The organism is Bacillus cereus group sp. BfR-BA-01430, from assembly GCF_022663115.1.
In the GTDB taxonomy this organism is placed as follows: Bacteria; Bacillota; Bacilli; order Bacillales; family Bacillaceae_G; genus Bacillus_A; species Bacillus_A cereus_BD.
Window position 1 is genome coordinate 86,077 of the sequence record NZ_JAKUEW010000010.1, and the last position, 13,956, is coordinate 100,032.

Consider the following 13,956-nt stretch of genomic DNA (forward strand, 5'->3'; position numbering starts at 1 on the left):
TTTTGAATGTATTCCATAAAAAAAGACGTATATTTCTATACGCCTTTCCTAAATATTGAAATTTTACAAAAATAATGTCTTTACTACTTTACTTACTTTGTCATTGTGCACTTGGTAATATACTTCTAAGCCTCGTCTTTCAAAACGAACAACCTTGTTTTGTTTTAGTTTCGTTAAATGTTGTGAAACAGTCGATTGCGGAATTTCTAATACTTCCTGCAATTGTGTTACATTGCACGTTCCGCGTTGCATAAGTTCCATTACTAAGCGCAAACGTAACGGATGAGCTAACGCTCGTAACATTTGAACATCTTCTTCTAAAATACGACAATCAAATTGGTTTTGATTCATAAAGTTCCCCTCATTTTTTCATTTTATTTTCTCTTTATTTATTTATATACTTGTTTTTATATTTCCTGTTACGACACAACTTTATCAACCTAAACGGTAAAATTATTTTCCTCCTTTTTTATCAACACAAAATACAAAAAACCTCGCTGATTTTGAATATTATACTATACGATATAGAAAAAATGCAAAATATATAAAGCTGAATACATTGCTTCTAAACGTTGATTTATCAACGTTTTTGTTATATTTATCTCTCTCTACTTCCTTCTGTAACGGTATTGTAAAATACTGTTCTCAAATGATATATCCTTGTAAAGTTATTTGACCCTTAGTAATCAGTTTGTTACGATAGAAAGAGTGAATTTTTGGTAAAGGAGTTGATTTCCAATAAAAAAATGTCTGATTGTCGCTATACTTAGTATTGCACTCGTTTGGACGATTATCCATCATCTTATACAAAAAAAGAGCAAGGAACAAAATGAAGGATCTGATGTCCGAATCGGAACAGAGATTGGAAACATAGCACCTAATTCTCTTTTACAAACAATAGACGGGGAAGAAATATACTTGTCCGACTATAAAGGAAAAAAAGTGATTTTGAATTTTTGGGCAAGTTGGTGTGGGCCATGTAAAGTTGAAATGCCTGATATAGAAAAATTCTACCAAGACTCAAAAACAGATGAAATTGAAATTGTTGCCGTAAACGCAACTCCTAGTGAAAAAGATCCTAACTATGTAAAACAATTTCTTCAAGAAAATCATTATACTTTTCCTGTTTTACTTGATATAAAAGGACAAGCGAATACAGCTTATCAAATTGTGAGCCTTCCAACCTCCTTCATTCTAGACAAAAAAGGTATCATTCATTTTAAACATGTTGGACCTATGACATACGAAAAGATGAAGGAATATATGAAAAGTTTATAATTTTAAACTTTCTACTTCTCTTTTCTATTATTTATGAATAAAATATTGATAGAGTGCTCAAAATATATGAGCACTCATTTTGTCAAGTTTATAAACAAAATGTAAGGTTTTGTTTACAAATAACACTATTGTGGAATAATTATACTTTTTCACGTTGACAATAGTGTTGAACAGGACTATACTTAGCAATGTAAGTTGATTGTGAATTATTTCACAAATAATGTGAATAACTTCACATAATATAGATAGGAGTTGTTATTCTCATGAATACTTGGACACAAATTTATGATCCATTGAACAACATTTGGCTTTCTGCACTACTAGCAGCTTTACCAATTTTTTGTTTCATCATTTGTTTAATGGGATTCAAAATGAAAGGTTATATCTCTGGTCTTTACAGTGTAATTGTTGCTGTTATCATTGCCATCTTTGTGTATAAAATGCCTACAACTGTAGCTGTTGCATCAGCAGGATTCGGTATTTTATCTGGATTTTATCCAATTTGTACAATTGTTATCGCAGCAATTTTCCTTTACAAAATAACTGTAAAAACGGAACAATTTAATGTTATTCGTGATAGTATTTCAAGTATCACAAGTGATCAACGCTTACAGGTATTATTAATCGCTTATTCTTTCGGTGCTTTCTTAGAAGGGGCAGCTGGCCTAGGGGTTCCAGTTGCTATTACAGCTGCATTACTTGTTGGTATGGGCTTCAATCCATTAAAAGCAGCAGGTATTTGTTTAGTAGCTAATATCGCTGGTGGTGCAATGGGAGCAATGGGTATTCCAGTTACAGTACCAGCACAATTAACTCAACTTGATGCATTAACTGTCGGTCGTCAAACTGTTACGATTCTACCATTTATTAGCATCATCTTACCGTTCTTACTTGTTGCAATGGTTGATGGTTTTAAAGGAATTAAAGAAACATGGCAAGGTATTCTTGTTAGCGGTGTTTCATTTGCCATTACTCAATTTACTGTAACATATTTCTTAGGCGCGGAACTTACTGATATTTTCGCAGCAGTTGTAAGTATGGTTGCCCTTGCATTATTTTTACGAGTTTGGCAGCCGAAATCTTCTGCTAAAGAAGAAAAACAAGAAGAGAAACAATCTCATACATTTAATCAAATTTTATATGCTTGGTCTCCATTCGTATTCTTAACTGCATTTGTAACAATCTTTAATTTAAAACCAATTAAAGCTTTATTCGCTCCAAAAGGTGCACTTGAGAACTTAGTATTTAATATTCAATTCCCTGGTCTTCATAATCAAGTTATGAAAACTGCACCAATCACAAAAGCAGATACACCTTTTGCAGCTATTTTTAAACTAGATGTATTCTCATCTACAACTACTGCCATTGTATTAGCAATTATTGTTTCACTTATCGTATATCGTGTAAATGGCAAAATGATAAAAGAACTTATAATTGAAACACTTAAAGAACTAAAAGCTCCAGTTTACACAATTTGTAGTGTTATCGCTTTAGCTTATGTTGAGAATTACTCTGGGATGTCATCTACACTTGGACTAGCATTCTCTTCTACTGGAAATGCATTCCCAATTCTTTCTCCAATTTTAGGATGGATTGGCGTGTTCATTACAGGTTCAGTTGTATCAAGTGGTTCATTATTCGCACCACTTCAAGCAGTAACTGCAGCTCAGTTGGATATCGTACCATCTACACTTGTTGCATTAAACGTAGTCGGTGGAACAATGGCAAAAATGGTTTCACCACAATCTGTAGCAGTTGCTTGTGCAGCAGTTGGATTAGTTGGTAAAGAGTCTGCATTATTTAAAGTAGCAATGAAATATAGCTTAATCTTCTTAGCTGTCATTAGCTTACTTCAACTTAACTCTATATTTCATATTTTTTAATATAAAAGGCTGATGACTCGTTCATCAGCCTTTTATATTTCGTTGTTATATTATCTTTTGCTAAATAAAAAATCTTGATACAAACGTATCAAGATTTTTTATTTTTAAGTAATGATGCTCCTGCTATTTCAGGATGTGTCATTTCATATGGATCCAAAATAATATCCAGTTCTTCTTCTGTTAAAACACCATGTTCTAGGCAAAGTTCTCGAACTGATTTTCCTGTTGTGATTGCTTCACGAGCAATACGAGAAGCAGCTTCATATCCAATATGAGGATTGACTGCTGTAATAATTCCAACACTTCGCTCCACATATTGTTTCAATAATTCTTCATTCGCTGTAATACCTTCAATACAATATTCACGGAAGACACGAAATGCATTATTCATAATGCTAATAGATTGGATTAAATTAAACACGAGCACTGGTTCCATTACATTTAATTCTAATTGCCCTGCTTCAGATGCTAAACAAATCGTATGGTCGTTCCCAATCACTTGGAAGGCAACTTGATTGATCACTTCAGCCATAACCGGATTGACTTTCCCAGGCATAATAGATGAACCTGGCTGACGAGCTGGCAATTGAATCTCTGCTAATCCAACTCTTGGACCAGAAGCCATAATACGTAAGTCATTTGCAATTTTAGACATATTCATCATACATACTTTAAGCGCTGCGGATACTTCTGTATATGCATCCGTATTTTGCGTTGCATCTACTAAATGCTCCGCTCCTATAAGTGGAAAACCACTTAACTCTCGTAAATGCTTTACAACTTGTTCAATATACATTGGATTTGCATTTAACCCTGTTCCAACAGCCGTTGCGCCCATGTTGACTTCATATAAATGCTGACGAGATTGTTTAATTCTCTTTATATCACGTTCTAATACACGACTATATGCGTTAAATTCTTGTCCAAGGCGGATAGGAACAGCATCTTGTAAATGCGTACGTCCCATTTTAATGACATGATCAAATTCTTTCGCTTTCTTTATAAATGCACGATGAAGCTCTTCCATCGTAATAAGAAGCTCCTCTAACATCATTAAAGTTGCAATATGAATTCCTGTTGGAAATGCATCATTTGTGGATTGTGCCATATTGACATGTGTATTCGGACTAATTTTGGCATAATCCCCTTTTTCATATCCCATCCGTTCTAATGCACGGTTTGCAATTACTTCATTCGTATTCATGTTAATGGAAGTTCCAGCCCCACCTTGAATCGGATCGACAATAAATTGATCATGAAGTTTTCCATCCATAATTTCCTGAGCTGCTGCTGCAATTTCTTTACCAATGTTCTCTGGTAAATAACCCGTTTCCACATTAGCAAGCGCTGCTGCTTTCTTTACAATCGCCATTGCAGTGATGAGTGACTCATGTATACGATATCCTGTAATTGGAAAGTTCTCTACAGCGCGTAAAGTTTGAACTCCATAATAAGCTTCATTTGGTACTTCTTTCTCACCTAAGAAATCTTTTTCTATCCGTATGTCTTTTGTCGCTATCATTTTTATCACCTATACTTTTCGTTGTATATCTTTAAAGTTTTAGCATTGTTTCTATGAAAATATCATTTTCATAGAAACATTTCCATCTCCATCCACTATATAGCACCTTTTTTGAAAGCGCAAACATTACGTTTTCTATCTAATCCTTCCTCTCCTTAAACGCCCCTTTTTTCTTCCTTTTTCATAATTTCTACTCGTTTTATTTGATGCATGTCTTTCTCAAGGACTTTAAATACCAAGCCATTGGTCTCAATAAAATCCCCTTCAGTAATCGTTTGTTTTTGCATCATAATCCAGCCACCGATTGTATCGATATCATTTGCTAATAACTGTAGTCCAAATAAATCATTTACTTCGCTAATACGTACTTTTCCATCTACAATTTTCCACGTTTCACTTATATGCTCTATTGGTGGATGTTCATCCTCATCATACTCATCTCGAATTTCCCCAACAATTTCCTCTAGAATGTCTTCAAGAGTTACAATGCCAGCCGTTCCACCATACTCATCATATAAAACAGCCATTGGAATTCTTCGTTTTTGCATCTGTAACAACAAATCGTGAATCGGAATGTTTTCTAACACTTCAATGACAGGTCTTGTATACGGCGTAATAGAACATTCTTCCTCTCGTCCTCCATCCATATAGCGAATGAATAAATCTTTTACATTCACCATCCCAATAATTTCATCTTTATCTTCTCCAAATACGGGATATCTTGTATATTTTTCCTGTCTAATAATTTTAATATGCGTCTCAAATGGTTCATCTTCATATAACCCTACAATTTCCGTACGGGGAACCATAATCTCTTTCGCCAATCGATTGTCAAATTCAAAAATATTATTTACATACTTAAATTCTGCTTGATTAATCTCTCCTCGCTCATAACTTTCCGATAAAATGAGACGCAATTCTTCCTCTGAATGTGCCACTTCATGTTCAGAAGCAGGTTGAAGTCCAAAGATTCCTGTCACGAAGCGTGAAGACCCATTTAAAGCCCAAATAAAGGGATACATAATCCGATAGAAATAAATAAGAGGCTGTGACAGTAACAAGCTAACTTGTTCTGCTTTTTGAATCGCAAACGTTTTTGGAGCTAGCTCTCCAGCAACGACGTGCAAAAATGTGATGACTGCAAATGCAATAATAAATGATACTGTACTTGCAGCTACTGATGAAATATTCATTCTCAAAAATAATGGCTCTAACATATGTTTAATTGTCGGTTCACCTAACCATCCTAATCCTAAAGCTGTAATTGTAATTCCAAGCTGACAAGCTGATAAGTATTCATCTAAATTCGAAGTGACTTTCTTCGCTGCTAATGCCCCTCGTCTTTTTTCGATTACAAGTTGATCAATACGACTACTTCTCACCTTTATAATGGCAAATTCAACGGCAACAAAAAAGGCTGTTAAGGCAATCAAAATAGCAACCATGATTAGTTTTAAAATTCCCACCAAAATCCTTTAGCTTTCTCGCTAAAGTTACACCTCCTTTTTAAAAGAAGTTTTCCTTTAGTTTCTTCATTTATTGAAAAGCAAATCTAGATAAAATTCCCCAATTTTCATTCCTCATATCATTCTAATGGAAGGAAATCCTGATCTTGGAAAAACAAATTTTTTCCCTGTTATTTCATCGACACGTATCGGCTCTGTCTCTATGTGCAACCGCTGCTTGTATATCCTTAACAGCAAATACTAAATGTCTAAGACCTGTTGCCTCTGGGAAGCTTGGACACTTTGGTGGATTTCGAAAAGAAAATCATTCAATTTGATAAATCTAATTGATAAGAATTCCTATCTTCTCTGTATACTCCATTTATTACTTTAAATCCTAAAATTTGATATAAAACTCCTTAGCTATTTCGTAATTAGAACAAATAATTGCAACGTAGTAAAATTTTTCACACTTTCTCCTTGAAATCCAGTGTAGAGACTTAATCCACTATTTATGATTACAGTTTTCTTCTTGTCGCAATCATGTATTTATCACTTTCTGCACACAATAATACAAACATGAATAGATACCTCATAAATAATCGAGATATCTATTTTTTATACATGTACAATCTCCTCTATTTAGCGTACAATATTTTTTATGTGTCTTATCTATATACGCTACTGAAGAATATATATTGATTAATTTAAAGGAGAGCAACAAATGAAATCTGATTTAGAGAAAAATAGTAGAACCTCAAAGCGACACTCTAAAAAAAGACGTCTACTTTGGTTCATTTTGATTCCATTACTCATCGTTACGCTTGGAAGCGGAAGCTACTTCTTCCATCTATATAGTAAAGCAAAATCTATTGTAAATAATGCTTACTCAGAATTAAACCGAGGCGATAAATCAAATAAACGAGAAAAAGCTGTAAAACCCATGACAGATAATATCTCTGTCCTTATTATGGGAGTAGATGAGAGCAATATTCGAAAGAAAAATTACGGTAAAGCAACACGTACAGATGCGCTACTACTTGCTACAATTAATAAAAACGACAAGTCAGTCAAGCTTGTTAGTATCCCTCGGGATTCCCGTGTATATATTAAATCACGCCATAAAGAAGATAAAATTACACACGCCCATGTATTTGGTGGTGTTGATAGTACCATTGATACTGTCGAACGTTTTTTAAATGTTCCGGTTGATTACTACGTTAAATTTAACTTTACATCTTTTATCAAAATTGTCGATTCACTTGGTGGTATTACTGTGAACGTCCCAGTGGAATTTACAGAACAAAACAGTAAAGATGAAGCAGAAGCAATCCATCTAAAAAAAGGGCGTCAACATTTAAATGGTGAGGAAGCACTTGCTTTAGCAAGAACTCGACATATTGATAGTGACTATATGCGCGGGCAGCGACAACAGCTTGTTTTGGAGGCAATTGCTCAAAAAGCACTATCTATCAATTCTATTAATAAACTTGGCAGTCTATTAGATGCCGTTGATCGCGATTTAAAAACGAATTTAACTTTCGATGACATGATGACAATTACAAAACATTCAATGGGCTCAGATTTAAAAATGGACAAGCTTCAAGTAAAAGGATCAGATAAATATATCGGTGGTATTTATTACTATGTCCCTGATGAAAAGAGCGTTCAGAATATATCTGTTACTTTACAAAAACATCTAGAGGTTACGAATAAAAGTGAACATAAAAAATTATAATAAAAAGGCTGCTAGAACTTTCTATGCAGCCTTTTTATTATAATGACACTTCCTTATTCTTATTAGTCAATAATTCCAAAAATAGATGTTTATTACATAATTGTAACATTCTTTATATAAATATTACACTTTCATAAGAATGATAGTATACTAGTACATACATAATGCTATTTACATCATTCTTATGTAAAAAACAGAATACATATTATGTTATCCATTTATTACTAAGGGGGAAAACAAATGAAACTGCGCCAATTCCTTATTGGTTCTGCTATTGCTGGTGGTATCTTACTTTGTGCAGGTGGAATCAGCGGCTACCAGTACATATCAAAACTAAATAAAGAACTAGATACCACTGCATTACCACATACTACATTTGAAGGCATTCCTCTTGATGGAAAGAATAAACAAGATATTCAAAAAATTGTTCAACAGAAAGTAGATGAATTAAATAAAAAATCACTCAACTATGTATTTGAAAACAATACAAAAACATACACATGGAAAGATCTCGGTGTAGAATATAAAGAAAAAGATATCGTCGCGAATATTTTTAAAGAACAACAAGGAAACATTATAGATCGTTATAACATGAGAAAAAAGGCTATACACGGTGAATTAAAACGCGAGTATAAGCTAAAGCCACAATTAAATTCCACTGCTTATGAAGCCTTTATGAAGGATAAATACAATGAAACTTTAAAAAATCCTGTTAATGCCGAATTAAACATTTCAGGAACTACTGTAAATATTAGCGAAAGCCAAAATGGTGAAAAAATTGATAAAGAGCAATTAGCAAACTTAACAAAACAAGCCATTACTGCAAATACACAAAACATCACACTCCCTATTGCTTCTATAAAACCTGAACGTTCTACAGAAGATATACAAAATATGGGGATCAAACAAGTGATTGCAGAATATTCTACGCCTATGACTGGACGAAACGGAAGCCAGTCCTTTAATGTAAATAAATCTGCAAATACATTAAGCGGAGCAATTGTAGCACCAGATGAAACATTTAGTTTCAATGGACATGTCGGAGTTACAGATGCTGCACACGGCTATAAATCAGCTGCTGTCTATTTACAAGGAAAGGTTGTTCAAAGTGCTGGGGGCGGTGTTTGTCAAGTAAGTAGTACATTATATGGAGCTGTATTACGTGCAGATTTAGGAATTGTTGCTCGTAGTAATCATTCTATGCCTGTCCACTATTTACCACTCGGACAAGATGCGGCTGTAGCTGATTACGGCCCTGATTTAAAATTTAAAAATAATACTGGGCATTATATTTATATTCAAGCATTCTCTGATGGTAACCGGATTACGACTCGTATTTTCGGTACGCCAACTGGTAAGGATGTAGAAGTTTCCTCCAAAGTCATCAGCAATACTGGAAATAAAATTACTGCCGTCACATACAAAAAAGTAACAAAAGATGGGCAAATCATTTCAAATGGGCAAATTTCAAAAAGTGTATATAAAAAGGCGTGATGAATCACGCCTTTTTCGTTTGCAATAATTGCATGAAGGTCTCCAAATGATGTTTCGTTTCTTCTAAAGACCATATACGATTTCCATACTTCGCAGCTAATACACACCCTTCTTCCCACGCTTCATCCTCACATATATGTAATAGCTCCGCTTGTAAATTTTGAATACTTTCTTGTTCTTCTTGCTCCAAAAACTCTGTCATTACCTCTGCTATTTCTTCTTCATGCACACTCAATGTGCAATATGCTTTAAAAAAATATTGAAGTGTTGAATACATGTTGTCCCTCCTTTTCTTATTTATCTGATGGGTAGGAAGTAACAATTTTAAAACCTAATGATCCTGATTTATCCCTTGCTAAAACTGTAACTGTATTCATAAGTTTATCCTTTACACTCATATTCTTTTTTAATACAGTTTTTCCAACAGGGAATGAATGTTTCGTATGTAATACAAGACGATTTTCTTTAGAGTTCTTTAACCAATTATCAATTTCCTGCTCATGTTGCTTTACACTATCTTTTACAGCTTTTGTAGCCGTTTCTTTATCATAATATGTACTTGCTGCAGATACTTTATCGGTACGCAAACGTTCCTTTAATTGTTCTTCTGTTTTACCGACATGTCTTTCTATCGTATGGCCATTTTTCGGTGGTCCTTCCATTTCGTCTAAAATATTGTCACTCATTTTTCCGATGGATGCTGAGTGGTTCTCTTTTGGTTCTACTTTCTTTTGTTCTTTCCCAGCACATCCACTTAATATAAGAATCATTGCCAGTAAACTACTTAACAATATGTTGCCAAATCGTTTCATTTTATCACCTCTTCCATGATTATTATTGTAACTGCATGAAAAGTCAATTCATAAAAAAACGTGTAGAATGATAAAATCTACACGTTTTTTTATGAATATTTATACAATATCATAACCTTGTTCTTCAATTGCATCTTTTAACTGCTGAACATTTACCTTCGTTTCATCATATGCAATTTCTACTGTACCTGCCTGTAACTCAACTGCTACACGACTTACACCATTTAACTCTTGAAGGGCATTCGTTACAGCTGCTTTACAGTGATTGCATGTCATTCCTTGTACGTTTAATGTTACAGTCATTTTTATTTCCTCCTTATATATCCTCTTTTATTTATAAGGATGAGAACCTTAGTTCCCATTCTATTTATATTTTAACACGTTTTAAGCGAAGGGCATTTGTTACAACAGAAACAGAACTAAATGCCATCGCCGCACCAGCTACCCAAGGTTCTAACAAGCCGCTTGCCGCAATTGGTATACCAATTGCATTATAAAACAGAGCCCAGAATAAATTTTGGCGAATATTTTTCATTGTTTTTTTACTTAGATCAATCGCTTGCGGGATATGTTTTAAGTTTCCACCAACAAGAGTAATATCTGCCGCTTCAATTGCTACATCTGCTCCTGTTCCAATCGCCATTCCGATATCGGCTTTTGCTAAAGCTGGAGCATCATTAATTCCATCACCAACCATCGCCACTCGTTTCCCGTTAAGTTGTAATTCCTCCACAATACGTGCTTTTTTCTCTGGTAACACTTCCGCATATACATGTTCAATTCCTACTTGTTTTGCAATTGCTTCTGCTGTTCGCTGATTGTCACCTGTTACCATATATACATCGATTCCACTAGATTTCAGCGCATGAATTGCTTCTTTCGAACTTTCTTTAATTATATCTGCTACAGAAATCATCCCTGCGAATTGATTTTCAATCGCTACAAGCATAACAGTCTTACCATCAGCTTCTTGAGCAATCATGCGCTCTTCAAACTGACCTATATTCACACCGTGCTCATTCATTAATTTTCGCGTTCCAATCACAATGGACTGTTCTTCAATCATAGCTTCAATACCGTGTCCAGGTATCGCTCGAAAATCCTCTATAGGTAAGAGTGTAATCCCTTGTTGTTTCCCATACTCAACAATAGCAGTCGCTAATGGGTGTTCTGAGACATTTTCTGCGGAAGCAGCAAAGGCGAGCATATTGTCTTGTAAGCTGAATACATCTGTAACTTCTGGTTTTCCCTTTGTAACAGTACCAGTTTTATCTAGTAGCACAGCATTAATTCTATGTGTCGCCTCTAAATATTCTCCGCCTTTAAAAAGAATACCTGCCTCTGCTCCTTTTCCAGTTCCCACCATAATCGATGTTGGCGTAGCAAGACCAAGTGCACAAGGACAAGCAATTACTAATACAGCTATGGCGACTTCTAATGATTGTGGTAAATCATAAGGAGCAATAGCAAAATACCAAACAAGAAAAGCAACGGTCGCAATCGCAACTACGATTGGAACGAAAATACCAGAAATAGTATCTGCCATGCGCTGAATTGGTGCTTTTGACCCTTGAGCTTCTTCAACAATTTTAATAATACTTGCAAGGGCGGTATCCTTCCCTATTTTTTCAGCACGCATTGTGAACGTACCATTTTTATTCATTGTCGCTCCTATTACAGCATCACCAACTTGTTTTTCAACTGGGATAGATTCACCTGTAATCATCGCTTCATCAACTGAGGATGTACCTAATAATACAATACCATCCACAGGTATTTTCTCACCTGGTTTTACTACAATTGTATCGCCAATCACAACACTTTCTATAGGAATTAATATTTCATTTCCATCACGAATAACCAAGGCATCTTTCGCTTGTAAACTTAGTAATTTTGAAATAGCCTCTGTTGTTCTTCCTTTTGCGAGCGCCTCGAAATACTTACCAACAAGTATTAATGTAATTAGCACCGCACTTGTTTCAAAGTAAAGCTGAGGTAAATATGATGGTTCCTGTAGTGTTTTAATCCCTTCGTATAAGCTATAAAAATACGCAGATGATGTACCAAGTACAACAAGTACATCCATATTTGCACTTTTATTTCGCAATGCGCGATATGCACCGATATAAAATTGTGCACCAATATAAAATTGCACCGGTGTTGCAAATAATAATTGTACCCATGGATTCATTAAAAAATGTGGCATTGGTATTCCTGTTTCAAACGGCAAATGTGCCACCATCGTATAAAGAAGGGGTAATGACAATAAAATAGAAAGAAATAGTTGTTTTCTTTTCTTTTTTAGTTGCTCTTCTTTTTTCGTCGATTCAGCATCTTCTTGCAGTTTACCTTTATATCCTAATTTCGTTATTTTGTCGAGAATTGCTTCTATTGTAAGAAGACCATCTTTATAGACAATCGTTGCAGTGTTCATAGCTAAATTAACATTAATCGTTTCAATTCCTTCCATTTTACCGATTACTTTTTCAATTCGATTTGAACATGCAGCACATGTCATACCTTCAATATTAAAATTTATTTTTTTCGTTCGAACTTCATATCCTAATTTCTTAATACGATTTGTAATTGCTTCTACATTTTGTTCCTCTTCATCATATTGAACGGTCGCTTGTTCCATTGCTAAATTCACATTTGCTTCTACGCCATCTAGTTTATTTAATACTTTCTCAATCCGTGCGGAACAAGCTGAACATGTCATTCCATCAATACCAATTGTTATTTGTTTTGTTTTCCCCATACAGTTCATCTCCTTTCTATTTTGAGAACTGTTTGATGACTCTCATTAACTCTTGTATAGACGCATCACCATTTCCTTCTTGAATAGCTTTTTTTACACAATGATTTGTATGACGTTCTAACAATGAAAAACGAACTTTATTTAACGCTGCTTGCACTGCAGAAATTTGAATGAATACATCAATACAATAGCGATTATCCTCAATCATCTTTTGAATGCCCCTCACTTGGCCTTCAATTCTTTTTAAACGATTTATAACTTTTTCAATTTCTTCATCTGTTCTAGGTACCATCTTTTCTTGATTCACACAATGGCCCATCGATATACCCCCTCCCTTGTATACATTATACCCGTAAGGGGTATAAAATTACAAGTTTTTGAAATAAAAAGTATGTATTTTATAACAAATCCACTCTTGCCTATCTTCGTGAAATATGGTGTAATGCTAAAAAAGATAAAGGACCTATCACTATGGACGAACTTATTTACAATGCATTGAAAGAGCATAGTGCAATCGCCATTCCACTTAGTATTCTATTTAATATCGTTATCAGCTTACTTGGAGTCATTCCTAGCATATTTTTAACAGCTATTAATGTACAATTATTCGGAGTACTAGATGGGACAATGATTTCGATCACAGGAGAAGCTTTAGGTGCAATTGTTTCATTTTATCTTTATCGTTTAGGATTGCAAAAATTCACACGTGATAAAATAAATGATTATCCAAAGATACAGCGGCTCCTTTATGTAAAAGGGAAAGAAGCATTCTTGCTTGTCTTATCATTTCGACTCGTTCCATTTATTCCATCAAGCATCATCACATTATTTGCTGCATTAGGAAAAATATCATTATTATCCTTCAGCATTGCAAGTACAATCGGAAAAATACCAGCATTGCTCATTGAAGTATATTCTGCATATCATGTTATAAATGGAACGAATGAGGCAAAATGGATGATAACAATCGCTAGTTGCATCGGAATCATATATATATGGAGGAAATGGAAGCAAAAATAAAAAGGA

13 protein-coding genes and 1 pseudogene are annotated in these 13,956 nt (G+C 34.5%); 5 read left to right on the forward strand and 9 right to left on the reverse strand.

The window, feature by feature from the left end:
* Positions 1-63: 63 nt before the first annotated feature.
* Positions 64-351, reverse strand: coding sequence for an ArsR/SmtB family transcription factor (locus MR058_RS16455; RefSeq protein WP_242144989.1), 288 nt, complete (start codon positions 349-351; stop codon positions 64-66).
* 519 nt (positions 352-870) lie between these two features.
* On the opposite strand from MR058_RS16455, the gene MR058_RS16460 reads away from it, so the two are divergent.
* Both MR058_RS16460 and MR058_RS16465 read left to right on the forward strand, forming a co-directional pair.
* A complete protein-coding gene (locus MR058_RS16460) occupies positions 871-1,278 on the forward strand; it encodes a TlpA disulfide reductase family protein (protein WP_396021850.1) in 408 nt (135 codons plus the stop codon).
* Positions 1,279-1,541: 263 nt separating this feature from the next.
* Positions 1,542-3,161 (forward strand): L-lactate permease, encoded by a 1,620-nt coding sequence (locus MR058_RS16465; protein WP_242144991.1) that lies wholly within the window; start codon positions 1,542-1,544, stop codon positions 3,159-3,161.
* An 88-nt stretch (positions 3,162-3,249) separates the two neighbouring features.
* On the opposite strand, the gene aspA is transcribed toward MR058_RS16465, so the two are convergent.
* The 3 genes and pseudogenes from aspA to MR058_RS16480 all read right to left on the reverse strand — a co-directional run bounded on the left by aspA (position 3,250) and on the right by MR058_RS16480 (position 6,615).
* Positions 3,250-4,683: an aspartate ammonia-lyase gene (gene aspA, locus MR058_RS16470; protein ID WP_242144992.1), complete on the reverse strand. Its 1,434-nt coding sequence runs from the start codon at positions 4,681-4,683 to the stop codon at positions 3,250-3,252.
* A gap of 155 nt (positions 4,684-4,838) precedes the next feature.
* Positions 4,839-6,149: a hemolysin family protein gene (locus MR058_RS16475; protein ID WP_242144993.1), complete on the reverse strand. Its 1,311-nt coding sequence runs from the start codon at positions 6,147-6,149 to the stop codon at positions 4,839-4,841.
* A gap of 119 nt (positions 6,150-6,268) precedes the next feature.
* Positions 6,269-6,615, reverse strand: a pseudogene (locus MR058_RS16480) (VOC family protein).
* A gap of 237 nt (positions 6,616-6,852) precedes the next feature.
* Between MR058_RS16480 and MR058_RS16485 the strand changes: the two are divergent.
* Entirely contained in the window at positions 6,853-7,866 is a 1,014-nt protein-coding gene (locus MR058_RS16485) for an LCP family glycopolymer transferase (RefSeq protein ID WP_242144994.1), read from the forward strand.
* A 240-nt stretch (positions 7,867-8,106) separates the two neighbouring features.
* Positions 8,107-9,360: a VanW family protein gene (locus MR058_RS16490; protein ID WP_242144995.1), complete on the forward strand. Its 1,254-nt coding sequence runs from the start codon at positions 8,107-8,109 to the stop codon at positions 9,358-9,360.
* 4 nt (positions 9,361-9,364) lie between these two features.
* Here MR058_RS16490 and MR058_RS16495 read toward each other — a convergent pair whose 3' ends face one another.
* The 5 genes from MR058_RS16495 to MR058_RS16515 all read right to left on the reverse strand — a co-directional run bounded on the left by MR058_RS16495 (position 9,365) and on the right by MR058_RS16515 (position 13,249).
* Positions 9,365-9,637 carry a hypothetical protein gene (locus MR058_RS16495; RefSeq protein WP_242144996.1) on the reverse strand — a complete coding sequence of 91 codons (273 nt, stop codon included), beginning with the start codon at positions 9,635-9,637 and terminating at the stop codon, positions 9,365-9,367.
* Positions 9,638-9,653: 16 nt separating this feature from the next.
* Positions 9,654-10,172, reverse strand: a complete 519-nt coding sequence (locus tag MR058_RS16500; protein WP_242144997.1) for an RNase A-like domain-containing lipoprotein — start codon at positions 10,170-10,172, stop codon at positions 9,654-9,656.
* Between the two features lie 99 nt (positions 10,173-10,271).
* Positions 10,272-10,475: a copper chaperone CopZ gene (gene copZ, locus MR058_RS16505; RefSeq protein WP_242144998.1), complete on the reverse strand. Its 204-nt coding sequence runs from the start codon at positions 10,473-10,475 to the stop codon at positions 10,272-10,274.
* A gap of 64 nt (positions 10,476-10,539) precedes the next feature.
* Positions 10,540-12,930: a heavy metal translocating P-type ATPase gene (locus MR058_RS16510; RefSeq protein ID WP_242144999.1), complete on the reverse strand. Its 2,391-nt coding sequence runs from the start codon at positions 12,928-12,930 to the stop codon at positions 10,540-10,542.
* Between the two features lie 16 nt (positions 12,931-12,946).
* Positions 12,947-13,249 carry a metal-sensing transcriptional repressor gene (locus tag MR058_RS16515; protein ID WP_242145000.1) on the reverse strand — a complete coding sequence of 101 codons (303 nt, stop codon included), beginning with the start codon at positions 13,247-13,249 and terminating at the stop codon, positions 12,947-12,949.
* A 152-nt stretch (positions 13,250-13,401) separates the two neighbouring features.
* Between MR058_RS16515 and MR058_RS16520 the strand changes: the two genes are divergently transcribed.
* Positions 13,402-13,950, forward strand: a complete 549-nt coding sequence (locus MR058_RS16520; RefSeq protein ID WP_242145003.1) for a TVP38/TMEM64 family protein — start codon at positions 13,402-13,404, stop codon at positions 13,948-13,950.
* Positions 13,951-13,956: the final 6 nt, after the last annotated feature.

Excerpts from the sequence above, each read along its gene's own strand:
- MR058_RS16495 (WP_242144996.1), bottom strand. The coding sequence starts at position 9,637 with ATGTATTCAACACTTCAATATTTTTTTAAAGCATATTGCACATTGAGT.
- MR058_RS16510 (WP_242144999.1), bottom strand. The coding sequence starts at position 12,930 with ATGGGGAAAACAAAACAAATAACAATTGGTATTGATGGAATGACATGT.
- MR058_RS16520 (WP_242145003.1), top strand. The coding sequence starts at position 13,402 with ATGGACGAACTTATTTACAATGCATTGAAAGAGCATAGTGCAATCGCC.
- aspA (WP_242144992.1), bottom strand. The coding sequence starts at position 4,683 with ATGATAGCGACAAAAGACATACGGATAGAAAAAGATTTCTTAGGTGAG.
- copZ (WP_242144998.1), bottom strand. The coding sequence starts at position 10,475 with ATGACTGTAACATTAAACGTACAAGGAATGACATGCAATCACTGTAAA.
- MR058_RS16490 (WP_242144995.1), top strand. The coding sequence starts at position 8,107 with ATGAAACTGCGCCAATTCCTTATTGGTTCTGCTATTGCTGGTGGTATC.
- MR058_RS16455 (WP_242144989.1), bottom strand. The coding sequence starts at position 351 with ATGAATCAAAACCAATTTGATTGTCGTATTTTAGAAGAAGATGTTCAA.
- MR058_RS16515 (WP_242145000.1), bottom strand. The coding sequence starts at position 13,249 with ATGGGCCATTGTGTGAATCAAGAAAAGATGGTACCTAGAACAGATGAA.
- MR058_RS16500 (WP_242144997.1), bottom strand. The coding sequence starts at position 10,172 with ATGAAACGATTTGGCAACATATTGTTAAGTAGTTTACTGGCAATGATT.
- MR058_RS16465 (WP_242144991.1), top strand. The coding sequence starts at position 1,542 with ATGAATACTTGGACACAAATTTATGATCCATTGAACAACATTTGGCTT.
- MR058_RS16485 (WP_242144994.1), top strand. The coding sequence starts at position 6,853 with ATGAAATCTGATTTAGAGAAAAATAGTAGAACCTCAAAGCGACACTCT.